General features: G+C 68.7%; 17 protein-coding genes. 11 read left to right on the forward strand and 6 right to left on the reverse strand.

Annotated elements, in window-relative coordinates; translation table 11 throughout:
* The first annotated feature begins 101 nt into the window (after positions 1-101).
* From ACQPYM_RS37750 to ACQPYM_RS37770, 5 genes are all read left to right on the forward strand, one after another.
* Complete coding sequence (locus tag ACQPYM_RS37750) at positions 102-3,359, forward strand: AfsR/SARP family transcriptional regulator (protein WP_433010710.1); 3,258 nt, start codon at positions 102-104, stop codon at positions 3,357-3,359.
* On the forward strand, positions 3,349-6,588 hold the full coding sequence (locus ACQPYM_RS37755) for an AfsR/SARP family transcriptional regulator (RefSeq protein ID WP_433010713.1): 3,240 nt from the start codon (positions 3,349-3,351) through the stop codon (positions 6,586-6,588). Before ACQPYM_RS37750 ends, ACQPYM_RS37755 begins: the two co-directional genes overlap by 11 nt.
* Before the next feature lie 320 nt (positions 6,589-6,908).
* Positions 6,909-8,240: a PQQ-binding-like beta-propeller repeat protein gene (locus ACQPYM_RS37760; protein ID WP_433010716.1), complete on the forward strand. Its 1,332-nt coding sequence runs from the start codon at positions 6,909-6,911 to the stop codon at positions 8,238-8,240.
* A gap of 58 nt (positions 8,241-8,298) precedes the next feature.
* On the forward strand, positions 8,299-9,102 hold the full coding sequence (locus ACQPYM_RS37765; RefSeq protein ID WP_433010719.1) for a hypothetical protein: 804 nt from the start codon (positions 8,299-8,301) through the stop codon (positions 9,100-9,102).
* A gap of 158 nt (positions 9,103-9,260) precedes the next feature.
* Entirely contained in the window at positions 9,261-12,461 is a 3,201-nt protein-coding gene (locus ACQPYM_RS37770) for a glycoside hydrolase family 3 N-terminal domain-containing protein (RefSeq protein ID WP_433010722.1), read from the forward strand.
* A 48-nt stretch (positions 12,462-12,509) separates the two neighbouring features.
* Here ACQPYM_RS37770 and ACQPYM_RS37775 read toward each other — a convergent pair whose 3' ends face one another.
* The 3 genes from ACQPYM_RS37775 to ACQPYM_RS37785 all read right to left on the reverse strand — a co-directional run bounded on the left by ACQPYM_RS37775 (position 12,510) and on the right by ACQPYM_RS37785 (position 16,768).
* The gene (locus tag ACQPYM_RS37775; protein ID WP_433010725.1) at positions 12,510-14,651 is read right to left on the reverse strand and encodes an MMPL family transporter; all 2,142 of its coding nucleotides are present in this window, start codon (positions 14,649-14,651) and stop codon (positions 12,510-12,512) included.
* 592 nt (positions 14,652-15,243) lie between these two features.
* Positions 15,244-16,161, reverse strand: coding sequence for a GlxA family transcriptional regulator (locus ACQPYM_RS37780; RefSeq protein WP_433010727.1), 918 nt, complete (start codon positions 16,159-16,161; stop codon positions 15,244-15,246).
* 7 nt (positions 16,162-16,168) lie between these two features.
* On the reverse strand, positions 16,169-16,768 hold the full coding sequence (locus tag ACQPYM_RS37785) for a cysteine hydrolase family protein (protein ID WP_433010729.1): 600 nt from the start codon (positions 16,766-16,768) through the stop codon (positions 16,169-16,171).
* A gap of 553 nt (positions 16,769-17,321) precedes the next feature.
* On the opposite strand from ACQPYM_RS37785, the gene ACQPYM_RS37790 reads away from it, so the two are divergent.
* Entirely contained in the window at positions 17,322-18,422 is a 1,101-nt protein-coding gene (locus tag ACQPYM_RS37790) for an aldose epimerase family protein (protein WP_433010732.1), read from the forward strand.
* Between the two features lie 8 nt (positions 18,423-18,430).
* On the opposite strand, the gene ACQPYM_RS37795 is transcribed toward ACQPYM_RS37790, so the two are convergent.
* Entirely contained in the window at positions 18,431-19,030 is a 600-nt protein-coding gene (locus ACQPYM_RS37795; protein WP_433010735.1) for a DJ-1/PfpI family protein, read from the reverse strand.
* 71 nt (positions 19,031-19,101) lie between these two features.
* Here ACQPYM_RS37795 and ACQPYM_RS37800 point away from each other — a divergent pair, with 71 nt between their 5' ends.
* The gene (locus ACQPYM_RS37800) at positions 19,102-20,049 is read left to right on the forward strand and encodes a GlxA family transcriptional regulator (protein WP_433010738.1); all 948 of its coding nucleotides are present in this window, start codon (positions 19,102-19,104) and stop codon (positions 20,047-20,049) included.
* Between the two features lie 2 nt (positions 20,050-20,051).
* On the opposite strand, the gene ACQPYM_RS37805 is transcribed toward ACQPYM_RS37800, so the two are convergent.
* Positions 20,052-20,834: an SDR family NAD(P)-dependent oxidoreductase gene (locus ACQPYM_RS37805; RefSeq protein ID WP_433010741.1), complete on the reverse strand. Its 783-nt coding sequence runs from the start codon at positions 20,832-20,834 to the stop codon at positions 20,052-20,054.
* Between the two features lie 111 nt (positions 20,835-20,945).
* Between ACQPYM_RS37805 and ACQPYM_RS37810 the strand changes: the two genes are divergently transcribed.
* A complete protein-coding gene (locus ACQPYM_RS37810; protein ID WP_433010744.1) occupies positions 20,946-21,551 on the forward strand; it encodes a TetR/AcrR family transcriptional regulator in 606 nt (201 codons plus the stop codon).
* A gap of 117 nt (positions 21,552-21,668) precedes the next feature.
* Positions 21,669-22,868, forward strand: a complete 1,200-nt coding sequence (locus ACQPYM_RS37815; RefSeq protein WP_433010747.1) for a cytochrome P450 — start codon at positions 21,669-21,671, stop codon at positions 22,866-22,868.
* Between the two features lie 103 nt (positions 22,869-22,971).
* Here the strand turns inward: ACQPYM_RS37815 and ACQPYM_RS37820 are convergent, their stop codons facing one another.
* Complete coding sequence (locus ACQPYM_RS37820) at positions 22,972-24,639, reverse strand: hypothetical protein (protein ID WP_433010750.1); 1,668 nt, start codon at positions 24,637-24,639, stop codon at positions 22,972-22,974.
* A gap of 341 nt (positions 24,640-24,980) precedes the next feature.
* Here ACQPYM_RS37820 and ACQPYM_RS37825 point away from each other — a divergent pair, with 341 nt between their 5' ends.
* Together ACQPYM_RS37825 and ACQPYM_RS37830 are read left to right on the forward strand one after the other, a co-directional pair.
* The gene (locus tag ACQPYM_RS37825; protein WP_433010752.1) at positions 24,981-25,244 is read left to right on the forward strand and encodes a hypothetical protein; all 264 of its coding nucleotides are present in this window, start codon (positions 24,981-24,983) and stop codon (positions 25,242-25,244) included.
* Positions 25,245-25,343: 99 nt separating this feature from the next.
* Positions 25,344-25,595 carry a hypothetical protein gene (locus tag ACQPYM_RS37830; RefSeq protein ID WP_433010755.1) on the forward strand — a complete coding sequence of 84 codons (252 nt, stop codon included), beginning with the start codon at positions 25,344-25,346 and terminating at the stop codon, positions 25,593-25,595.
* Positions 25,596-25,617 lie beyond the last annotated feature (22 nt).

Here is a 25,617-nt window from a genome sequence, read left to right on the forward strand (position 1 = left end):
GATGGTTTTGATCCAAGCGTTTGCTAACCGGTCCATCGAGTGGACGCGACGCTCGGAGGGTGGACCACTCGTGGTCGATGATGGGGTCACGGGAGGTGGGGATGCGCTTCGAGGTACTGGGATCCGTGCGAGTGGTTCGGGACGGGCAGGTGGTCGGGCCGATCTCGGAGTTGCGGCGCAGACTGCTGGCCGTGTTGCTGGTGCGCTCGGGTCGTCCGGTGCCGGCGGAAGTGCTGGCTGAGGCACTGTGGGGTGCCTCGGCACCGCAGCGGCCGGGCAACAGCATGCAGGTCCACGTGCACCGGCTGCGCCAGGTCCTCGACAGTCCTGATCGACTGATCAGCGTGTCGGGCGGCTACCAACTGTGCGTTCAGCCCGACGAGGTTGATGCCGAGATCTTCGGCCGATTGCACGACGAAGGTCGCCGTACGGCGGAGTCGGGTGACCTCGACGGAGCTGCTGCCCTGTTTCGTGAGGCCCTCGAGTTGTGGCGGGGGGCGCCGTACGCCGATGTCGACGAACCCGAAGTGGTCGCGCCGGCCGCTCAACGGCTGGCCGAATCCCGGCTGGTCGCGTACGAGGAACTGTTCGAAACGGAACTGGCTCGCGGCCGGGCCCGTGAGATCGTGCCCGAGCTGAGCGAACTGGCCGCGGAGTACCCGCTGCGGGAACGACTCATCGGTCAGCAGATGCTGGCGTTGTACCGATCCGGGCGGCGGACGCGGGCGGAGGTCGCCTACCGAGCAGCACGCCAACGACTGGCCCGCGAACTCCGCGCCGAACCAGGACGAGAGCTTCGGGAACTCGGCGAAGCCATTCAGCGCGAGGATCCAAAGCTCGACCTGGTGACAGCAACGACAGAAGAGCACGTCTCCGGCACTGAAGGCTCGGAGGAGCAGCACGTGGTGGCAGTGCGGCCGGGGCAGTTGCCGCCGCCGCCCGGGGCGTTCTTCGGGCGGGAAGACGAGCTCGACGAACTCGGCGGGGCGACCGATGGCCTCGTGCTGTTGACCGGGATGGCCGGGATCGGCAAGACCGGCCTGGCGTTGCAGTACGCCCACCAAGTGGCGGACCGGTACGGCGACGGCCAGCTCTACATCGACCTGTGCGGCCACGCGTCCGGCCCGGCCCTCGATCCGTTGACGGCGCTCGGACAGCTGCTCCGCGGCCTGGGCGCCGACACCAACCGGGCCTGGGAATCCGTCGCCGACGCCACCGCGGAGTACCGGTCCGTGCTGAACGGACGCAAACTCCTGGTCCTGCTGGACAACGCCGCCTCCGCCGAACAGGTCAGACCGTTGCTACCGGCAACGTCAGGCTGCCTCACGGTCGTCACCAGCAGGAACAAACTCTCCGGCCTGATCGCCCGCGAAGGCGCCCACCGGATCGGCGTCGGCGAACTCCCCTCGGAGACCGCCCGCGACCTGCTCACCCGCCTCGTCGGCGGTGACCGGCTCGCCGCCGAGCCCGACCAGGCAACCGCTCTGATCGAAGCCTGCGCCGGCCTTCCGCTGGCCCTGCGGATCGCCGCCGCCCAACTGGCCGACGAACCCCACCGAACCCTCGCCGACTACCTGACCGAACTCGAAGAACACGGCTCGACCGCCCTCGCCCTGCACGACGACGAACACTCCGCCGTCAGCGCGGCCTTCGACCTCTCCTACCAACGCCTCGACCCCGCAACCCGCCAACTCTTCCGCCGCCTCGGCCTCGTCCCCGGCCTCGACTTCACCGTCGACGCCGTCGCGGCCCTGAGCGGTACGACGCCCGCCGTGGCTCGGGACGCGCTGCGCAGGCTGACCACGGCGCATCTGCTCGACGAGCACTCACGCGGCCGCTACCGCTTCCACGACCTGCTGCGTGACGACGCCCGGCGCCGGGCCGAAGCCGAGGACTCCGCGCAAGCGCGCCGCGACGTGCTCGACCGCCTCTTCGCCTGGTACTACCAGGGCAAGGCGGCCGCCGTCACGTTGCGCGCATCGATCCGCCGCCACCCGCCCACGCCACCGATCCCGGCCGGCATTCCTGAGCTGACGTTCGACGATCTGCGTGCGGCGATGACCTGGCTGAGGGCCGAGTTCCCGAACATCGGCGCCGCGGCCAAGGCCGCCGCGGGTCGGCCTGAGCATGCCCATTGGAGCTGGCGGCTGGCGATCGGCGTCATGCTGCCGATGGCCGAGCGGGGCTATCTGACCGATGTCACCGCGATGGCGGACAACGGGATCGGCGCGGCCAGAGCAGCCGGCGACCACCTCGCACTCGCGAACATGCTGGCGGAATCCGCGGCGACCAAGCAGCGGGACGGCCAGCGGCTCGATGGTGGTCACCTGGTCGAGGCGCTCAGCCTCGCCGAAGCGCTCGGCCACCGGCCGCTGCTCGCCTACTGCATCAACATCGCCGCGGCTGACTCGATGGCTCTCGGGGATCTCGAGGTCGCCGAGCAGCACCTGACCCGATCCTTCGAGCTGGCCCGGACGGACGGCGACGTGGCCGGACAGGGCCGTGCACTGAGCAACCTCGGCATGATCGCGTACCAGCGCGGCGAACTCCTCAGCTACGAGCGGATCTCCGAGCAACTGCTCGCGCTGAGCGGCGGAAACGACCACCGGATGGCTGCGCTGGCCCTGCCCGAGCTGGTCCGGGCGCGCACCATGCTCGGTCGCCTGGACGGCGTCGACGAGCTGATCGCGCGGGCGGAGGATGCGCTGACGCGCGTCGCCTACTGGACCAAGTCGCATGTGCTCTGCCTGTACCGCGCGATCTGGTACCGCGACACCGGGCGTCTCGCCGAGGCCGTCGAGCAGGCGTTGGCTGCGGGCCGCTCGGCGCAACAACTGGACCAGGCGCGCGCACACAGCGACGCGCAGTACCAGCTGGGCCTGTGTCAGCTCGCGCAAGGAGATCTCGAGACCGCTCGCGCGACCTTTCTGTCGGCCGCGAAATGGGCGGCCGACCCGCAGAGCCCACCGGACCCGTCGATGTGCCACACGCCCGCCCTGCGCGGGCTGGCCGAGACGGAACTCGCGGCCGGACGGCTCCTGGTCGCGGAGTCCCAGGCGATCAAGGCGGTCGAGCTGGCCAGGACCTCCGACCGGAACTCGATTCAGCGAGCCGGGGCGATCGTCACGCTCGGGAGGGTCGAGCTCGCCCTCGGTCGGGCTGCGGACGCCGTCGCGCGTGGTGAGGAAGCCATGACGACCTACCGGAAAACCGGCCACTTCCTCGGGCGGGCGCGGGCGCATCGGTTGCTGGGCGAGGCCGGCTCGGACCGCGAGCACGTCCGGGAGTCGCTGCGGATGTTCGAGGCCTATGGGTCGCCTGAGGCTGCACTGGTACGGGAGGTTCTGGATGCGCTTTGAGGTGCTGGGACCGGTACGAGTAGTCCGTGACGGGCAGGTGGTCGGGCCGATCTCGGAGCTGCGGCGCAAACTGCTGGCCGTGTTGCTGGTGCGCTCGTATCGTCCGGTGCCGACGGACCTACTGGCTGAGGCACTGTGGGGTGCCTCGGCACCGCAGCGGCCGGGCAACAGCATGCAGGTCCACGTGCACCGGCTGCGCCAGGTCCTCGACAGCCCCGATCGACTGATCAGCGTCTCGGGCGGCTACCAACTGTGCGTCCAGCCCGACGAGATTGATGCCGAGATCTTCGGCCGATTGCACGACGAGGGCCGCCGTACGGCGGAGTCGGGTGATCTCGATGCGGCTGTCGGGCTCTTTCGTGAGGCGCTGGAGTTGTGGCGGGGTGCGCCGTACGCCGATGTCGACGAGACCGAGGTGGTCGCGCCGGCGGCTCAACGGTTGGCGGAGACGCGGCTGACGGCGTACGAGGAACTGTTCGAAGCCGAACTGGCTCGTGGCCAGGCCCGCGAGATCGTGCCTGAGTTGAGCGAACTCGTCGCGGAGTATCCCCTGCGGGAACGACTGATTGGTCAGCAGATGCTGGCGCTTTATCGATCCGGGCGGCGGACGCGGGCGGAGGTCGCCTACCGGGCGGCGCGCCAACGACTGGCCCGCGAGCTCCGGGCCGAACCAGGGCGAGAGCTTCGCGAGCTGGGCGAGGCGATTCAGAGTGAGGATCCGAAGCTCGACCTGGTGGCGGCAGCCTCCCCATCGGCAACGCAGGGCTCCGCTGAAACGCAGGGCTCGGGGGCGCGGGTGGTTTCTGTGCGGCCGGGGCAGTTGCCGCCGCCGCCCGGGGCGTTCTTCGGGCGGGAGGACGAGCTGGAGGAGCTCGACGGTGGTGATGGGCTGCTGATGCTGACCGGGATGGCCGGGATCGGCAAGACCGGTTTGGCTTTGCAGTATGCGCATCAAGTCGCGGACCGGTTCGGCGATGGTCAGCTCTACATCGACCTCTGTGGGCACTCGTCCGGTCCAGCGCTCGATCCGCTGGCTGCGCTCGGCCAGCTGCTGCGCGGGCTCGGCGTGGACACCAAGCAGGCTTGGGAGTCCGTGGCCGACGCGACCGCGGAGTACCGGTCGGTCCTGCACGGACGCAAGCTCCTGGTGCTGCTCGACAACGCCGCCTCCGCCGACCAGATCAGACCGTTGCTTCCGGCAACACCTGGTTGCCTGACCATTGTCACCAGCCGCAACAAGCTCGCCGGCCTGATCGCTCGCGAAGGCGCCCATCGCATCGGCGTCGCCGAACTCCCGGCCGAGGCGGCCCGCGACCTGCTCACGCGCCTGCTCGGCAGCGACCGCCTCGCCGCCGAGCCCACCGCAGCGCACTCCCTGGTCGAAGCCTGCGCCGGCCTCCCGCTGGCGTTGCGGATCGCCGCCGCCCAACTGGCCGACGAACCACACCGCACGATCGCCGACTACCTCACCGAACTCGACGAACGCGGCTCGACCGCTCTCACCCTGCAGGACGACGAGCACTCAGCCGTCAGTGCCGCCTTCGACCTGTCCTACCAACGCCTGGATCCCGACACCCGCCAACTCTTCCGCCGGCTCGGGTTGGTACCCGGCCTCGACTTCACCGTCGACGCTGTCGCGGCCATGAGCGGTACGACGCCCTTCGCGGCCCGCAAGGCGGTGCGCAAACTCACCAGCGCACACCTCCTCCAGGAACACGCCCTCGGCCGCTACCGCTTCCACGACCTACTCCGCGACGACACCTTCCGCCGAGCCCAAGCCGAAGACTCAACGGAGACCCGCGAGGACGCGCTGGAGCGCCTCTACGCCTGGTACCACCAAGGGAAGCTGGCGGCCATCTGGCTGTTTGCCTCGACCCGGCGCCATCCGCCGGCTCCGCCCCTGCCCGACGCCATCCCGGAGATCACGTTCGACGACCCTCAGGAGGCGCTGGCCTGGATGCGGGCCGAGTTTCCCAACCTCGCGGCCGCTGTCAAAGCGGCCGCGAGCAGACCGAAGCACGCGCCGTGGACGTGGCACCTCACGGCCGGGCTGCTGAACCGGATGGCGGACCAGGGATACATCGTCGACCTCCACACGATGACGGAGAGCGGGACAGCAGCCGCCAGAGTCGCGGGTGACCAGCACGCACTCGCGAACCTGCTCGCCGAGCGCGCCGCGATGCGACACCGGTTCGATCTTCCCGTGGAGCACGAGCTCCTGGAGGAAGCGTTACGGCACGCCGAGCTGGTGAATCACCGTCCCCTGCTCGCCTACTGCCTCAACGTCGCCGCGATCGTGCGCCAGGGCCGAGGTGATCTCGAGGAGGCCGAACAGTACCTCGCCCGCATCCTCGACCTCCCCGACAACGACGAGGCGACCAGCAGGACTGCCTTGGGCAACCTCGGGCTGATCGCAACCCTGCGCGGCGACCTCGACGGCGCTGCCCAGCGGTGCGAGCAGATCCTCCGCCTGGCCGGCCCTGACGGCCACCGGGCCATTGCACTCGCGCTGCCCGAACTGATCGGGCTGCGCACGATGCTCGGCCACTTGGACGGCATCGACGAGCTGATCGCACGAGCCGAGGATGCGGTTGCCGGCTACGGCGACCAGCTCAATGCGCACAAGTTCGGCATCTACCGCGCCACTTGGTATCGCGAGACCGGACGCCGGCGCGAAGCATTCGATCAGGCGTCGGAGGCCGTCCATCGTGCCCAGGACATAGGTCAGCCGTGGATCCGCAGCGATGCTCACTACCACCTCGGTCTCAGCTGTCTCGCCCGCGGAGAGATCGAGCGGGCCCGCGACGATTTCGAGCGGGCCGTCGAGTTCGCCGATCGGGGACACGTCCTGCCGCAAAGGATTCCGGCGGTTCGTGGGCTGGCCGAGGCCGAGCTGGCCGCGGGCAATCTGGAGGGGGCGGAAGCCCATGCCGGCATGGCGGTCGAGCTGGCCAGGAGCTGGCGGTGGGGGCCGGTCCAGCGCGCTGAGGCGGTCGTCACGCTAGGGCGGGTCGAGCTGGCCCTGGGCCAGGCGGAGAAGGCGATCGAGTGTGGCGAGGAAGCCTTGTCGATCCAGCAGCGCACCGGGCACTTCCTCGGGCTCGCGCGGGCGCTGCGGCTGCTGGGTGAGGCCGGCTCCAGTCCCGAGCAGCTCCGCGAAGCGCTGAACATGTTCGAGGCCTACGGCTCGCCTGAGGCGGTGGAGGTACGGCAGTTGCTGGGCATGTAACCAGCATCTGAGAAGCCGCTTTCTGCCTGCTTTCCGGTCGCTTTCTGATCGCCCGACACCTCTACCGGGCGTCACCGGACGGCGGTTCACTTCCGTCTGTGTCCTCCAGCCAACCGCCCCCTCCCCCCGGCCCCTACGGACCACCACCAGGTCAGTACGGGCCGCCGCCCGGCGCGTATGGGCCGCCGCCTGGTGCTCACGGCCCGCCGCAGTACGGGCCTCCCGGCGGATACGGCCCACCGCCCACGCCGTACTGGCCGCAGCCGCCCGGCCCCGGTCATCGGAAGCCGAAAAAGGGCGGGCTCGTTGCGGTGGTGCTGGTGCTCGTTGTCGCACTGATCGGCGCCGCCGGCGGCGGGGTCTACTACTTCCGGAACGAACTCGGGCTGTTCGGTGATTCGCGACTCGACATCGACCGCGAGCTCCAGTACGTGCTGCAGGAGCGGTTCGCGCCGAACTACCGGCCGAAGGAAGGCAACGACCAGCTGGGTGCCCGGTGGTGGACCGAGAAGTACCTGGTTCGCGCCATGCCGGACGAGTTGGTCGCCTACGACCTCGCCACCGGCAGGACGGCGTACAAGCTGGCGATGCCGGACAACCGCTACTGCAATGCGTCGAGGCAGCTGTCCGGCAAGGGGTACGTCGCAGTCCTGCAGGGGACTCGGCGGGACGGGTGCCGGCGGGTGAGCGTGGTCGATCTCGCCAACGGCAAGGTGGTGTGGTCTAAGGCACTTGCTCCGTCCGGAGATCCGCGGCTCAAGCCGGGTCCGCTGGACTTCCCGCAGTACGACCACCATCCGGCGATTCTCGGTGACCGCCTCTATGTCCCCACCTCCAGAGGTGGCCACATCCTCAACCTGGCCAGCGGTGCGGTGATCCATCATCCGGATCCGAAGGCCGGCTGCTTCACCAGCCATTTCGACGCGATCGGGACCACCGGGCTGGCGTATCGCAACTGCTCGCGGTCGGGCGACCGGGGCCGGCAGCTGCTGGGATTCGATGCCGCCGGCAAGACCTTGTGGCAGTACAAGCTGCCCGTCCACGGCAAGCGGACGACCTTCCTGATGGGTGTGCTCTCGGTGGATCCCCTGCTCATCCGCGTCATCGGCGTCGCTGCCCAGAAGGAGATCTGGCGGGTCGACCCACGGACCGGCAAGCATCAGGTCGTCGTCAATCTCACCAGCCGCTCCGGGCTGGATCCCTGCGAGCTGGCCGGTGGCGCCGGGCTGCACGACTGTTCGCGGCATGTCGTCTCCGGGGGCACCCTGGTCCTCCCCCAGCGCAACGGCATCGCGGCGTACCACGTCGGCTCCGGCAAGCAGCTGTGGCGGTCGGAGTGGGATTCCGAGCACAAGGTCACCGAGCCGGTCGGACTGGATCCGCAAGGGCAACCACTCGTCTACCTGCTGCCGACCAAGGATGATCCCGGCGCCCTCGTGCGGGTGGATCGGGCGACCGGCGCGATGACCGCGACCGCGACGTTGCCGGAAGCAAACAAGGCACTGACCCGGCCCGGCGGCAGCGGGCTCACCCAGCATCCGGAGCCCGGCGGCGTCGACTGGCACGACGGTCACCTCGCCTTCTTCCGGACCCAGGCCGGCTCCAGAGATGCCGGTTACGCAGCCACGATCGTCCTCGCCCAGCGGGGATGAGCACACCCGCACGCTGTTCCGTCCACGAGTTGTTCCGCCCATCGAACAAGGAGTTGTGATGACCGCGAACCTGTCCCGTCGCAAGTTGCTGATCGCCGGGTCGGCCGGTGCCGCCGGCCTGATCCTGCCCGGTCGCGCGCTGGCCGCCGAACTGCCCGAGATCGAGCCGATGGCGATGGTCACCCGGAACTACCTCGGCGTGACCGGCTGCGCCCTGTACTACGAACCGACCGGCCGAGCGAGCAGCTTCACCTTCAACTCGACCTTCTACAACCAGCTGGCCGCGTGGAGGACGTACATGGACTCCAACGCGCCGGTCTCGTGGGGCGCGCCCTGGCGGATCTATTCCTACGGCGCCTACACCGACAAGCCAGGGATGCACGGTGAGGGCCGCGCCTTCGACATCGGCCGGATCTTCTACCGCAACAGCAGCACCGGCGCCGACAGCACGATCAGCATGCGGTACGACGTCTGGAAGAACTACAGCAACGCGGCGACGTACCAGCGCAGGTACTGGGCCACGGCGGCCGGCTACATGCGCTGGTTCCGGCACGTCCTCACCTACAAGGACAACAGCCAGCACCACAACCACATGCACGTCGACAACCAGGTGTACGGCGGGGGCGGCGCGACGTTCAACACGGGGTCCTCCTCGCAGATCTACATCGTCCAGGGCGCCTGCCGCTACGTCTGGGGCCTCGGCACCGGGGTCGACGGCAGCTGGGGACCGGAGACCCAGGGCGATTCCACCGCCGTACTGCGCCGGATCGGGCGGACCAGCGGCTCAATCACCAACGCGACCAACTTCGCGGCGTTCTGTACGGCGTCCCTCCGCAAGGGCCTCGGCACCCAGGCCTACTGAGTCACGCCGGCCGTGAGCCCTCTCGGGGGCTCACGGTGGGCGGCGGTGTGAGAGCGCTCTAGTTCCGGAACCGGCAGGGTCTTGACCGGGCGCTCGGGAGGGCTGAGAGTCGGGCCGATGCGAGCGTGCGGCTCGCGCCCGAACTCGAGGAGTCGCCCATGCCCAGGCCTGGATTCCGCCCGCCCAGATTCCGCCCGCCCAGCCGGCGTACGACCCTCATCACGGTGGCCGCCCTGGTGACCGGACTGCTACCGCTCGGGGCGGTCGCGCAGGCGGCCGCCGACGAGCCGGCGCCGATCGTGCTGGCCGCGTTCGAGGGAGCCGAGGCGTTCGCCTCGCCGCCCAACCCCGGCATCTTCGGCTGGGGCAGCGACGCCGACGATCCGCCCACGATGGAGTTCCAGGCGCGCGCCGACGCACCGGCCGGCGAAAAGGTGCTGCACGGCAGCTACAACATCAGCGGCTGGGGCGGTTTCAGTCACGACGTCACGTTCGACCAGAACCCGGGCAACTGGTCGACCCACAAGGGCATCCGGTTCTGGTGGTACGGGCAGAACACCGCGCCGTTGCCGCCCGGCTCCGGTAAGCGGATCTTCTTCGAGATCAAGGACGGCGGCGCGAACGCCGAGGCCTCCGAGCTGTGGAACACGAGTTTCACCGACGACTGGCAGGGCTGGCACCTGGTCGAGATCCCGTTCAGCGACCTGGTCTACCGCGGCGACTACCAGCCGGTCGGCGGGATCGACCAGATCCTCAACCTGACCCAGATGTGGGGCTACGCGTTCACCATGCCGGGCGGGGCACCTGGTGAGTTCGCCATCGACCAGGTCGAGGTCTTCGGCAAGGCCGACCCGGCCCTGAAGGCGAGTGTCGTCACCGACGCTGGGGTTTACCCGGTCAAAGAAGGCAGCACCGCCCAGGTGAAGCTCACCCTCGCGACCACCGGCGGCGTCCCGTTGGAGGAGCCCGTCACCGTCGAGTACCGCACAGGTACCGGAACGGCCGGTGCGAGCGACTACCAACCGGTCTCGGGCACCTTCACCTTCCCAGCCGGTACTGCGTCCGGCGCGTCCCAGGTCGTCCAGGTCGCCACCAAGAAGGACAAGACCGCCGAGGTCGCCGAGACCGTTCCGCTGGAACTCACGGTGACCGGCGCGAAGGCACCGACCGTCACGCCGCAGGTGGTCATCAACGCCCACGACCTGCCGTACCTGAACAGCAAGCTCCCGGTGAAGCTCCGGGTGAAGGACCTGCTCGCCCGGATGACGCTGGCCGAGAAGGTCGGCCAGATGACCCAGGCCGAGCGGAACGCGTTGCGGTCGAAGAGCGACATCGCGACGTACGCGCTCGGATCGCTGCTGTCCGGTGGCGGTTCGGTGCCGACGCCGAACACCCCGGCCGGCTGGGCCGCGATGATCGACAGCTTCCAACTGAACGCACAGGCGACCCGGTTGCAGGTGCCGCTGATCTACGGCGTCGACGCGGTGCACGGGCACAACAACGTGATCGGCGCGACGATCCTGCCGCACAACATCGGCATGGGCGCGACGCATGACCCCGACCTCTCGAGGCGGACCGGCGAGGTGACTGCGACCGAGGTTCGCGCGACCGGCGTCCCGTGGGACTTCGCACCGTGTGTCTGCGTGGTGCGCGACGACCGTTGGGGCCGCGCGTACGAGGGCTTCTCCGAGGATCCCGCGCTGGTGAAGTTGATGGCCAGTGTCGTCACCGGCATGCAGGGCAAGGCCGACGGCAGCCAGCTCGCCCAGAGCAACCACGTGCTCGCCAGCGCCAAGCACTACGTCGGCGACGGCGGTACGACGTACGGGTCCTCGACGACCGGCAGCTACAAGATCGACCAGGGCGTCACCGAGGTCACTCGGCAGCAGCTCGAGGACATTCACCTCGCGCCGTTCAAGACGACGGTCGACCTCGGCGTCGGCACCGTGATGCCGTCGTACTCGAGTGTCGACATCATCGGTGACGACCAGGGTCCGCTGAAGATGCACGGCCACGCCGAGTTGATCAACGGTGTGCTCAAGAACCGGATGGGCTTCAAGGGTTTCGTGATCAGCGACTGGCAGGCGATCGACCAGCTGCCCGGCGACTACCCGAGCGACATCCGGACCTCGATCAACGCCGGGCTCGACATGATCATGGTGCCGACCAACTACCAGGGCTTCACCCAGGGGCTGACCGACGAGGTCACCGCGGGCCGCGTCCCGCAGGCCCGGGTGGACGACGCGGTCAGCCGGATCCTGACCGAGAAGTTCAAGCTCGGCCTCTTCGAGCGCCCGTACGCCGATCCGAGCAAGCTGACCAGTGTCGGTTCGGCCGCCCACCGCGCGGTCGGCCGGGAAGCCGCGGCCAAGTCGCAGGTGCTGCTGAAGAACGACGGCAACCTGTTGCCCTTGGCCCCGACCGCGAAGATCTACGTTGCCGGCAGCAACGCCAACGACCTGGGCAACCAGATGGGTGGCTGGAGCATCACCTGGCAAGGCGCCTCCGGCAACACCACCACCGGTACGACGATCCTCGACGGGATCAAGCAGGTCGCACCGACGGCGACGTTCAGCCAGGACGCTTCGGCTCCGGTGGAGGGACACGATGTGGGTGTCGTCGTGGTCGGCGAGAAGCCGTACGCCGAAGGCATCGGTGACGTCGGCAACAACGGTCACACGCTCGGCCTGAACGCCGCCGACAAGGCTGCGGTGGACAAGGTGTGCGCGGTGATGAAGTGTGTCGTCCTGGTCGTCTCCGGGCGTCCGCAGGTGATCGCCGACCAGCTCGGCAAGATCAACGCACTGGTCGCGTCCTGGCTGCCCGGCACCGAAGGCGCCGGCGTCGCGGACGTCCTGTTCGGCAAGAAGCCCTTCACCGGTCGACTCCCGGTGACCTGGGCGAAGTCGGTCGAGCAGCAGCCGATCAACGTCGGCGACGCGGCGTACGACCCGCAGTACCCGTTCGGCTGGGGTCTGACCAGTCAGGCGGCGGCTCGCCAGCAGTTGCTCGATGCAAAGAATGCCCTGCTGCGGAAGGGCTTGCTCGATCCGAACGTGCTTGCCTCGGTCATCTATCTGGACCTGGCCTTGCGCGTGAAGGACTGGTCGGGGCCGCAGGCAACATCTGCGCTGACAGCGTTGGGTCAGGCTGGTAAGTATCTGCAGCGTTCGAAGGTCGACTCCTTCGGCGACGGCGACGCAGTTGTCGCCGCGGCGCGCTGGATTGCCCAGGACCAGATCGGCCAGAACCTCGACGAGGCGACGTCGAAGCTCACCGCCGATGCGGAGCACCTGGCTCTCAGCGGTGAGCTCAGCGCCGCGATCGCCAAGCTGACCGCGGCGTACAAACTCAAGTAGCAATGCTGAGAGGGCCGGCGAGATGGATCTCGCCGGCCCTCTGGTTGGTCAGACCGTGACGAGCTCGCGCTCACCGGTAGCAGCAGGCTGCTGGGCGGACAGCTTGTTCGGCCACCACGCCTTGCGTCCCAGCAGGACCATGATCGACGGCAGGATCACGATGCGGACCAGGGTGGCGTCGATCAGGACGGCAACCGCCAGGCCGACCCCCATCTGCTTCATCTCGATCATCCCGAGCGAGGCGAAGACCGCGAACACCGACACCATCACGGCGGCCGCGCTGGTCACCACACCGGCCGACTCGACCACACCCTTGCGGACCGCCTCCTGCGCCGACAGTCCCGCCTCGACGCCTTCACGGATCCGGCTGAGGACGAACACGTGGTAGTCCATCGACAACCCGACCAGGATGACGAACAGGAAGACCGGGATCCACGACACCACGAAGCCCGGTGAGGTGAAGTCCAGCAGCCCTTCGGCCCAGGTGTGCTGGAAGACCAGCGCCAGTACGCCGAAGCAGGCTCCGACGGAGGCCAGGTTCAGCACCGTCGTGACGAGTGCGATCGCCAGGCTGCGGAAGGTGAAGGCCATCATCAGCAGCGTCAGGATGAGCACGAAGGCGATGACGTAAGGCAACTGGTCCCGCTGGTGCTGCCCGTAGTCGACCGACTGCGCCGTCTCGCCACCGACCGCCCACGTCGTCCCGTTCAACGCCTGCGGAACCAGGTCGTTCCGCAACCGCTCCAGCGCCGCCCGCGCATCCTCACTCGTATCCGGCCGCACCGACACCACAGTCAGTACTGCGGTCCCGCCAGCTTCCCGGATCTCGCTGCCCGGCGTCACCACGAACTCCTTGCTGTCCACCGCGGCCTGCTGCAGTTTGGTGAGCCCGGCGACCGCGCCGTCGCCCTTCGCGACCACGTCGTACGCCATGCCCTGGGACGGGAAGTTCTGCTGCAGCGCGTTCATCGTGCGCACCTCGGGAATGCTCTGCGGCAACGTGCTCAACCCGCCCGGCTCCGTCTTCATCCCCAGCGCCGGTACGACGAGCGCCACCACCACGACGGCCGAGCCGACCAGCGCGACCTTCGGAAAGCGCAGTACGGGGGCCAGGATGCGGCGGCTGATGCCACCCGGGCCGATCCGCCGGTTCAAGCGCCACAGCAGCGGGACGCGCGGACGGTCGACGCGGTGACCCAGCTTGGCCAGCAGGGCCGGCAGGACGGTGAGCGAACCGAGGACCGCCACCGCGACCACCACGATCGTCGCTGTCGCCATCGACGAGAAGACCGGGTCCTTCGCGATGTACAGCCCCGCCATCGACACGATCACCGCAAGGCCGGAGACAACCACCGAGTGTCCCGAAGTGGCCGCGGCGATCTCGACGGCGTCCACCGTGCCGTGCCCACGCCGCCGTTCCTCGCGCTCACGCTTCAGATAGAACAGCGAGTAGTCGACGCCGACCGCCATCCCGATCAGCAGTACGACGTTCGCGACCGATCCGCCGTCGGGGAACAGGTACGACAGCGGCGCGTAGAAGCCGAGTGCCGCACCGACCGCGGAGAACGCCAGCAGGACCGGGATCCCGGCCGCGATCAGCGCACCGAACGCGAGCAGCATCAGCGCGAACGTCAACGGCAGGCTGATCTTCTCGGCCCTGGCCAGGTCGGAGCCGACCTGCTTCCAGATGCCCGCGTTCATCGAGGCAGTACCAGCCTGCTCGATGGTCAGCGACGGGTTGGCCTCCTGCACTTCTTTGGTTGCCGCCTGCAACTTTTCGACGTGGTCGGCGGCGTCGTCGGCGTTGCCCTTCAATGACACCGGCAGCAGCGCGGCTTTGCCGTTGGCGGCCCAGATCGGCTGACCGACCTCGGCGACGGCGTCGATCGCGGTCATCTTCTGCTGCAACTGGGTGAACGCCGCGGTGGCGGCGGCCTTGTCCAGCGGGCCGTCCGGATCGGTCAGCAGCACCGTCTCGGACGGCTTGTTCTCGAGCCCGGCCTCACGGATCAACTCGGAGGCGGTCCCGGACTGGCCGATCCAGGTGTCCTCCGCCTTGGTCTGTTGTTTCGGAACCGCGATCATCAACCCGACCGCGACAATGACGAGCATCAGCCAGAGGCCGATCGCCCGCCCTGGATGGGTTGCACTCCAGCGCGCCACGCGCACCGTCACCGATCCCCTGTTCATCCTGTTACCTCTCGCCGTCCCCGCACGGGCGCCCTGCCCGGTCGACTTCGAGCCTGACGCCAGCAGCAGGAGATCTCAGGAGTGTCAGCCCCCGGACGACAGGGGTGCTAGGTCTACCTTTCGCCGGCCCCGATTCGTCAAGCACACACGAAGTCGTGTCACGACCCAAGGTGCTGCCCCCAGGCGACTGGTGCCGGGTCTGTTGCAGTGACGCCCGGTCATCCAGGCACACACAACCCCACCCGGTGAACGCTTACCTCGGCGTGTCCCCGTACTTCGGCGGGGTTGCGCCTGCGTGGGCGTTCGCCCCGTGGGGTTGGGCCTGCGTGGGCGTTCGCCTCGTGGGGTTGAGCTGCGTGGGCGTTTGCCCGGTGGGGTTTGGGGAGGGTTTTGTCGGCGACCGGGGAGGGGCGTGGCCCGATCCGGGTACATTTTTCTCCCCGGTCGGACGGCCTGCTGAGGTAAGCGCCAGGGCGCGCAACCGCGGCAACCCAACCACCGGCAGGAGTCGCCGCAATGGACGGCCGGCGCCCGTTAGCATCCAGGCATCGCCGACGTGGCGCCCAGCGCGGCGAGGTGGTGGTGGTGGGGGTTAGCTGGCGAGGGAGCGGGCTCGGAGGCGGCGGAGCATGCGGGCGTCTTCGAAGCCGACGGCGCGGGCTGCTGCTTCGACGGTCGCGCCGTGGCCGATCAGGTGTTCGGCTCGCTCCAGCCGGAGCAGTTGCTGGTATCGCAGGGGTGTCAGACCTGTTGCCTGGGTGAAGATGCGGGTCAGCGTCCGTTCGCTGACGCCCACGTTCGCAGCGAGCTCAGCCAGCCGCAGCGGTTCGGCGTACCGGCTGTCGATGACGTCTTGGACTCGGTGCGCGAGGTCGCTGAGGTGGCCGCGGTGGCGGAGCATCACGCTGTCTTGCAGGTCGTCGCCGTTGCGGCGCGCATAGACAACCATCTGGCGCGCCACCCGAGCGGCCGCCTCGGCGCCCCGTGCCGTGGCGACCAGGTGCAGTGCCAGGTCGATCCCGCTGGCGATTCCGGCGGAGGTGATCACGCGGTCGTCGACGACGTACAGGACGTCGCGGACGATGTTCGCCTTCGGATAGCGCGCCGCGAGTTCATCGGTGAGGTCGTGGTGCGTGGTGTAGCGCCGGCCGTTCAGCAGGCCGGCGGCGCCGAGCGCATCAGCACCCGAACACACACTGGCGACCGAACCACCGCCCGCATGATGAGCCCGCAGCCGCTGCTTGGTCGCCGCCGTCATCTGCGGAGTCGGCGCCAGTCGCGGCGACCGCCAGCCCGGTACGACGATGAGGTCAGCCGGCCCGAGCTCCGGCCACTCCAGCCGCGCCCGGACCGGCACGCCCTGCGCGGTCAGGATGTCCGGGCTCTCCGCGACGTACGTCAACTCGTAGCCGTATCCGAGGTCGTTCGCGGTCGAGAACACCTGGGCCGGACCGGCGAGGTCCAGCAGGTGCAGTTTCGGCAGCAGGAAGAAGACGACTCGGGTCGGCATGATCCGGTCAGGATGCCATGACTGCGGGCGCCACCTCGTCCAGTGTCCGGATGGTGGCGAACCGGCCGGCCAGCGCGTACTCCGTGCGCTCCGTGATCGTCTCCGGCGACAATGTCCGCGGATCGGCCAGTACTTCGGCCAGCGTCGCGTCGGCAGGCATCGTCCAGTGCGGCAGCGGAGTCGTCGCGGTGGCCTCGGTGACGAACACGACGTCGTACCCGAGATCGGACGCGACGCGAGCGGTCGTCTCGCAGCACTGCTCGGTCCGGATCCCGCTGATCACGAGTTCGCGGACGCCCTGCTGGGTAAGCAACTGCTGCAGATTGGTGGTGGTGAAAGCGTTGTGCGCCGTCTTCGTCAGCACCGGTTCGCCGTCGGTGGGCTCGAGTCCGTCGATGAAGCGGACATGTCCGTTAGCGGGGTCGAAGGCGCCGCCGGTACCGGGCTCCGAGTGCAGCACCCAGACGACCAGGTCGCCGCTGGCGCGGGCAGCGTGGACAAGGCGGTTAACCCGGTCGGCGATGTCGGGGTGGTTCACGGCACTCCAGTTCTCCCGGGTGCGAAACGATTCCTGAACGTCGATCACAAGCAGAGCAGTCTGAGTCATGAGCCCATCGTCGGCGTTCCAGCAGCTCCCGGGTAAGTCCTCATCCAGGCCCACACCGGACCGATCCGGTCACAGGCACATCTCCCCATCCGTACTCGCGTCGCTGGCCGGCGCGTTGTGCCCACCCGAACCTCTGAGCGACGAGCGCACACCGGCACCGGACCCCAGTTGTCTGGCCGGGCGCCGGCAGCCTTTCGCGCCGGCTTGCGTCCCGACGGACAGGACGTAGTGCCGATTTGCTTGTTCAGTGAGCTGGCGTTGAGCGTGAGGATGCGCGGTGTCCGTGACTATGTCCTGTCGGCCGGGACACTCATCGCCTGGGGATCGGGTCGGCGGCATCGATGTGGCGGGCGACGTGGGGTGCGAGCCCACGCCACGCGACACGAGCCGACGGCTCATGCGGCTTGCACCCCCCAGAGGTTCGGGCGGGCACAACGCGCCAGCCCGGAACACACGAGTACGGGTGGGCGCAAATACTCCGGCCCGTGAGGACGGATTCCAGTTGGCGGTTGCTCGTGCGAACGCCGGCGGGGGGCCGGATAGGGTCGCCGTTATGGGTTCACAGTTGGAGATTCGCGGGGATGCGTTCGGTACTACTCCTGACGGCGTGCCGGTGGAGGTTTACACGTTCACCAACGGTCGGGTCACCATCTCGATGTTGACTTGGGGTGCCACCATCCAGCGGATCGAGACGCCGGACCGGGACGGCCAGGTCGCGAACATCAGCCTCGGGTTCGACAACCTGCCGGACTACACGGCGCTCAGCCCGTACTTCGGTGCCACCATCGGCCGGTTCGGCAACCGGATCGCCAAGGGGCAGTTCACGCTGGACGGGCAGAGCTACCAGGTTCCCGTGAACGACGGCGACAACGCTCTGCACGGTGGACCTGCCGGCTTCGACAAGGTGGTTTGGACAGCTGAGCCCGTCGAGACTTCGTCGGCAGTGGGCGTCGCCTTCAGTTATGTGAGCCCGGACGGCGAGATGGGCTTCCCGGGTGAGCTGACCAGCACGGTCACCTACACGCTGGACCTGCAGGACACCCTGCGGATCGACTACCACGCGACCGTGACCGGCAAGCCGACCGTGGTCAACCTGACGAACCACACCTACTTCAATCTGGCCGGCGAGGGCTCGGGGTCGGTCGAAGGTCACGTGCTGGAGCTGAACGCCGCGCAGTACACGCCGGTCGATGCCGGGCTGATCCCGACCGGTGAACTCGCACCAGTCGCCGGTACGCCGTTCGACTTCACCACGCCGACGCCGATCGGCGCGCGGATCCGGGACGCCCATCCTCAACTGCTGTTGGGCAGCGGCTACGACCACAACTTCGTCCTGGGCGAGGCCGGCGAGGTCGGCGAGGCCGGCGAGGCCGGCGCTGACGGCCTGCGGTTCGCCGCCCGCTTCTGGGAGCCGGAGAACGGCCGCCAGCTCACCGTCCACACCACCGAGCCCGGCGCCCAGTTCTACAGCGGCAACTTCCTCGACGGCACCTTCGCCGGCATCGGCGCCAAGACCTACCGCCAAGGCGACGCCTTCGCCTTCGAGACCCAGCACTTCCCCGACTCCCCCAACCAGCCGGCTTTCCCCAGCACCACCCTGCACCCCGGCGAGACCTTCACCTCCACCACCACCTACACGTTCAGCACCCAGTAATTGGTTGCCTACGGCAACGTCCGCCTCCAGACAGTGCCTTGGCGGTCCCGGCCGGTCCATTGCTCCAGCGCGACGACTTCGGTGGCGGCGGCGTCCAGTTCGCGTTCGAGCAGCCAGTAGGCCAGATCGATACCGGCCAGCCAGCCGCTTCCGCAGGTGACGAGGTCGCCGTCGTCGACGATTCGGGCGTCGATGACCTCGGCCCATTCGGCGAGCCGGTGATAGTCGGCTCGGTGGGTGGTAGCCGGGCGGCCGTTGATCAACCCTGCCGCTCCCAGGAGCAAAGACCCGGAGTCGATGCCGGCGAGGATCAGGTCAGCGCCGCCGGCTTCCTTCGCCTCGGCCAGTTGGCGTGGGATGACGCCGCGTTCGATCTCCTCCAGGATCCACCCGCCGGACACCGCAAGCACCCGCGCCGACGACGGATCCCACGGCTCCAGGTCCGCGAACTTCGTCCCGTAGCAACCCGTCACCTCACGAGCCCCATCCGCCGTCACCAGCCGCGGTTCCACCTCCAGCCCTCGGCTCCGGGCGTTCGCGAACACCGCATAGGTCGCCAAGGCATCGACCTCGGCAACACCGTCGAACATCAACACATCGATCCGCATGAGAACGAGCCTGCCTCCGTCGACGGAATAATCAGAGTGGCGCAAAAGACGGTGCTGGTTAGATTCAAGCCATGCGCATCGTTGCCGTGCTCGCCATCGAAGGAGCCGTCGGACTGGAGTTGGCGGGGGCTTGTCAGGTTTTCGCCGCCGCCCATGACCCGGTGAGTGGCGAGCCCCTGTACGACGTACGGGTGTGCGGTAGTTCAGCCGGTACTACGGTGCGCGCGCATCGGCTGGAGATCTTCCGTGCGCAAGCGCCGTACGGGTTCGACGACGCGTTGGAGGCCGACACGCTGATCGTGCCGGCGTCGTACGAGGCGTCGGGTGAGGTGGTCGAGCTGGTTCGGGAGGCGCATCGGCGGGGTGTGCGGATCGCTTCGGTGTGCACCGGGGCTTTCACGTTGGCGGCGGCCGGGTTGCTCGACGGGCGGCCGGCCGCGACGCACTGGGCGCACGCGGAGGAGTTGACGCGCCGCTATCCGCTGGTCGAGGTCGCCACCGACGTGCTGTACCTCGACGACGGCGACTTGCTGACGTCCGCCGGAGTCACCGCCGGCCTCGATCTCTGTCTGCATCTAGTCCGGCAGGACTACGGATCAGCCGTCGCCGCCAACGTTGCGCGCCGGCTGGTGATGGCGCCTCATCGCGACGGCGGCCAAGCGCAGTTCCTGACCGCGCCGGCCATCGCGGGCGACGGTTCGCTGGAGCCCGTGATGCGGTGGATGCAGGACCACCTGACCGAACCGCTGACGCTCGCCTCGATCGCCGCGCACGCCTCGATGAGCACGCGCACCCTGAGCAGGCAGTTCCGCGCGCAGGCAGGTAGCACGCCGCTCCAATGGCTGATCCGCCTGCGGGTCCACCGCGCCCAGGAACTCCTGGAGACCACCGACCTCACCATCGACCAGGTCGCGACGGCGAGCGGCTTCGGCAGCCCACTCCTCCTCCGCCAGCACTTCAGCAAAGCGCTCGCCACCACACCCACGGCGTACCGAAGAGCCTTTGCCCAGCAGAGCTAGAGCTAGGCGCTCTTGAGGATTCCGCCGTCGATCAGGTAGTCGGCGCCCATGATGCTGCCCGCGCGCGGTGAACAGAGTTGCACGATCAGGTCGGCGACCTCGCCGGCCTCGATCAGGCGGCCTGTCAGCATCCCGACCTGCCCGGGCAACGCCGCCAGCAACTGCTCCTGCGGTACGCCGAGCTTGCGCGCGAGCTGACCGCCATAGGCCTCCGGGTGCTCCCAAAGCGCCGTGCGCACCGGCCCTGGTGAGACCGTGTTGACGCGCACGCCCTGCGGTCCGAACTCCTCAGCCAGCGCCTTGCCGAGGGCGGTCAGCGCGGCCTTCGCGGTCGTGTAGGCCACCGGCCCGCTGGAAGGAATCCGCGCGCCGTTCGACGAGACGTTGACGATCGCGCCGCGCTGCCGAAGCAGGCTCGGCAACGCCGCCCGGGTGGCCTTCACGGTCGCGAAGAAGTTCACCCCGAAGGTCTGCTGCCACGTCTCGTCGTCGACGCCGAGGAACCCGGCCGTCGCCTCACCGTCCCCACCACCGACGTTGTTCACCAGCAGGTCGAGCTCCCCGAGTTCCCGCACGGCAGCCGCGACCAGCCGCTCCGGTCCATCCGGGTCGGTCAGGTCCACCGGTACTACGAACGCCCCCGTCTCCGTCAGCGCCGGAGTACTGGTCCGGGCCGCGGCGACGACCCGCACACCTTCCTCGACGAGCCGCTCGACCACGGCCAGGCCGATCCCACGGCTGGCTCCGGTGACGAGCGCGGTCTTGTCCTTCAACTGGAGATCCATGAGCGGAAGCCTCTCACTAGTTGCATCTGTTATGACCTCGAAACCGTACTACTTGCAACACGAATGTCGCAAGTAGCTAGAAATGAGCAACTGTGGAGTAGTCTTTGGCGCATGGTCAGCACTCGTCCTCTCCGCGCGGACGCCGAGCGCACCGTGCAGACGATCCTCGAGGCGGCCGAGCGGACCCTCGCCCGCAATCCGGCGGCCACGATGGAGGAGATCGCCGCGGCGGCCGGGGTCGCCCGGACCACCGTGCACCGGCGTTTCACCACTCGCGAGGCGCTGATCACCTCACTCGCGATCTGGGCCAGCCGGCAGCTCGAGGCCGCCGTCGACGAGGCCCGGCCCGAGACCACGCCACCCCTGGTCGCGCTCTACCAGGCGACCGCGAACGTGCTCCGGGTGAAGATCTCCTGGGGCTTCTCGGTGAGCACCACGCTTGCCAAGGGCAATGAAGTCGACGAGATCCAGGCCCGCGTGGTCGCCTCCTGCGATCGGCTCTTCCGCCGCCTGCAGGAGACCGGCGTACTGCGCGCCGACGTCGACCCGGTCTGGGCCCGCCGGGTGTACTACGCCCTCATCCACGAGGTCTGCCAGGACGCCAGTGCCGGCTGGCTGACCGAGCCCGGTGCCGACCCGATTCCCACCGACACCATCGCCACCCAACTGATCGACACCTTGCTCCGCGGCGTCGGCAGCCCAGCCGCCCAACTCTGAGCCCGGCAGCTCGGAACCCGGAAGCGCAAAGCCCGGCAGCGACGGCCGCTCGGCCGGATCGCAACGACCCGCTGGGACGGGGAGCGAAGGGTTACCTAACCCGCATAGGGTCGGGACATGACGGAGCCGGTGCTGGACATCCCGTTCGACGACGCCTTCCAGTTCGATCCCTCGCCGACGTTCGCCGAGTTGCGGGAGCAGCGGCCGGTCGCGCGGGTGCGGACGCTGGCCGGGGCCGAGGTCTGGCTGGTGACCCGGTACGACGACGTGCGGCTGGTGCTCGCCGATCCACGGTTCTCGCGGGCCGCGGTGGTGAAGCAGGGCGCGCCGCGCGTCGCGCTGGCCAAGCCGATGCCGAACAGCCTCACCACGACCGATCCGCCCGAGCACACCCGCCTGCGCAAACTGGTCTCGTCGACGTTCGCCCACCGACGGATCGAGCGGACCCGGCCGTGGGTCGCGGACCTGTCGGCCCAGCTCGCCGACGACGTCGCCAAGGCCGGTGACGGCGCGGACATCCGCGAGCTCGTCGCACTGCCGTTGCCGATCCAGGTGATCTGCCAGCTGCTCGGTGTTCCGTACGCCGATCGCGAGCAGTTCCGCGAATGGACCGAGCTCGGCTACAGCATGCGGATGGCGGAGAAGGATCGTGTCGAGCAGGCGATGACCGACCTGACGGCGTACATCGACGCGCTCGTCACCCGCAAGCTCGCCGACAGCGCCAAACCGGCCGAGGACCTGCTGGACGAACTGGTCCGGGCTCGGGAGGAAGGCGACCGGCTCAGTCACGAGGAGCTGATCTCGTTCGGCGTGAACCTGCTGGTCGCCGGCCACGAGACCTCGGCGAACCAGATCTCCAGCTGTGTCGCCACGCTGCTGCGCTGGCCGGAGAACTGGGCGCGCCTGGTCGACAACCACGAGCTGGTCCCCTCGGCGGTCGAGGAGCTGCTGCGCTTCAACCGCTTCAGCGAGGTGGGTCAGTTGCGAGTGGCGCTCGAGGACGTCGAGTTGCACGGCGTACAGATCAAGGCTGGTGAAGGGGTGATGGCCGCGCTGAACTCCGCGAACCGTGATCCGCGCCAGTTCGAGAACCCGGACGAGTTGCAGCTCGATCGCCAGGACAACAAGCAACTGTCCTTCGGCTTCGGACCACACTTCTGTCTCGGCGCGCAGCTCGCCCGCATCGAGCTGCAGGAGTCGCTGCTGGCGTTGCTGCGGCGCTTCCCGAAGATGAGCCTCGCCAAGCCCGCTGAGGAACTCAAGTGGCGCCGCGTCCTGGTCAGCGGCCTGGCCGAACTCCCGGTCAACCTGGGCTGACCACATCTGGTGGGCTCGAACACCATGTGGCGACCTTGAACACGTTATTTCCTGTTCAAGGTCGCCGTTTCGGGGGCAAACCCACCAGAAGCTGGCTGGGCTCTCAGTTCTGCGCGTTGGCGACCAGGGTGAGGTTGCCGGTGCCGTGCTCCTTGTCGTACTCCGCCAGCAGCCGCTCGGCGTCCGACTCGGACGACGCGATCGCGGACGCGAGGGTCGCCGCGGTGCGCGGACGGTCCTCGGGCCAGTCGGACAGCAGCGCCCAGGCGCGCATCCGCTTCTTGTCCAGATCGCTCCCACTGCCGTTCGACGCCTTCGGCCGCGGCGCCGGCCGGGAGGCGGCCGACGCGGCGCGCGCCGTGACCTCGCGAGCGACGACCGTCGGCTCCTCGACCTTGGGTGCCTTGACCGACTCGGTCACGACAGGCTCCGGTTTCGGTGCAGCGACGACGGGCTCCTCAACCACAGGTACCGGCGCGACGGACTGAGGCACCGCGTTGCGAACAACCGTCTTCTTCTTCGCAGCGCCCGAGCCAGTGCTGGTCGTGCTGGCAGGCTTGGAGGTGGCCGACTTCGACGTCGAGGGCTTCGGCTTGACCACGTGCTGGTCGACGGCCGGCGGCTTCTCGTCGGCCGCGTGCTGGACGAACGGCGACTCCGGACGCGGCTTGGCCACCACCGGCTGCTGAGCCGCGGCGGCCTGGGCTGCAGCCTCAGCAGCAGCGGCCTCCTCGACAACCTCGGCGTCGTGCGCCTCGTCCGTACTGCGGTCGTAGGGCAGGTAGTCGACCGCCATCAACTCACCGGTCATCGCCTCACCCCACTGCTCGTCGTCGCGCAGCGGCACGCCACCCGACGGCCGGCCCTGCTGGGCAGGCAGCTGTTGCACAGGGATGTGTTGCACCGGCGGCGGCGTCGTACCCTCGACCACCCAGACCGCGGCGCGCAGATCGGCGTGCTCCTCCTTGGCCGGCTCCGGCTCGGGCGGCGGGGAGATCGCCAGCGTCAGCTTGTTGGTGATCACCTCGTAGTTGATCCGGTCCTCGAGCATCCCGGCCAGCCGGTCCGCGTCGTACGTCGTCTCGGCGATCTTCGCCAGCCGCTCGTCCTGGTGCTCGGAACGGATGTACTCGGCAACGGTTCCGGCGATCGCGTCGCGGCGCGCGTTGTTGCGCAACTGCACGCGGGCCGCCCGGATGCTCTCGTACAGACCGAGGCCGTGCTCGAGGGCGATCGACCGGGCCAGCCAGGTGACCTTGGGCTCGCGCGCCCACTGCACCACGCCGTACACGGGTCCGGTGGTGGCCATCTGGCCGGCATTGCGCAGCGCGTCGCGGCGGCGGGCCGAGCTGTGGATCAGCCAGAGGACGTAGGCGAATGCGGACAGGCCACCGAAGCCGAAGGCCAGGAAGCGCTCCTCCGGCCGCCAGTGACCGATGACGTTGAAGACGACCGCGACGATGGCCGCGAACAGCGACATGGCCCGGTAGGCGTAGGCCTGCTCACCCTTGCGCCGGCGCAGGTCGGCCAGGGCTGCGGTGGCGACACCACCGAGCTCGATCACGGCCACCGCGGGCGCGACGAGGGCGATCTTGAGGGCCGTCGAGAACCCCTCATCCGGCCAGGGGATGTGGGTGACGCCGGCCCAGACCTGACCGACGAGGGCTGCGGTGGCAGCGGTGGCGTAGAAGGCGTAGGCGACTTTGTCAGCACCCGTGAGGGGTACGTTGGCGAGCTCGCCAGTACTGGTGCTGGTGGTGTTCTCCTGCAAGACGTGGTCTCCTGACCGGTTTGGGCTCTCCGGCAGTTCGTCGGTGGTGGTTGGTGCGATGCCTCCCCAGGTGGCTGGATGAGGCTACCGGTTCCCGGGCCCTTCAGGGGAGGCGATACCGGAAACGATTTCCTACCGCTCCCCCTACCTCCCCCTCAAGGATCGCCTTCACACCTGATAATGCGAAACCGGGCAGGCTCGGAGTACGGGAGAAGATCGCGCAGTACTGCGGGCCGGGCTGATCGATTTCGTTCGAAAACCCGGTCAGCGGCGGGACGGCGTCGCTAGCTTTCGGGCAAGCGGCGTCCTCGAGACGCCGATTCCCTGACAAGGAGCCGCCCATGCGTGTAACCGCAGGAATCGTTACCACCGGTCTGGCCACCCTCACCCTGCTCGCTCTCGCTCCGGCCGCGGCACAGGCCGCGCCGGCCACCAGCACCAGCACCTCGGTCGCGTCAGCCGTGGCGGACTGGCAGGCCATCGCGAAGTACCCGAACTACCGCCGCTGCGCCGACGCCGGACGGCAGTACGTGCGCGAAGGCTTCAACGAATGGAAGTGCACTCAGGCCGGCCCCACCGGCGAGTACTGGCTCTGGCTTCGCTGACCCCACCCCGGATTCGCTGACCCACACCCCTGATCCGGGCTGAGGGGACGCCGGGGGCGGCGCCCCCTCAGCCCGCCGGCACTACACAAGGAGCAGCTCATGCGCATCACCGCAGCATTCGCGACGACCGGCCTGGCCACCCTCGGCCTGCTGGCACTAGCCCCCGCAGCATCGGCCCAGACCGCGGGCACCGCCGCCGTCTCAGCCGTCCCCGGCTGGCAGGTGATCCACACCTACCCGAACAAGCCCCGCTGCCAGGACGCCGGCCAGCAGTACGTCCGCGAAGGCTTCAACGAGTGGAAGTGCACCCTGGCCGGCCCCAGCGGCGAATACACCCTCTGGGTCCGCTAACCCGAACCGCGGACTGGGGACC

It is taken from the genome of Kribbella sp. CA-294648, assembly GCF_050943845.1.
GTDB lineage: Bacteria > Actinomycetota > Actinomycetes > Propionibacteriales > Kribbellaceae > Kribbella.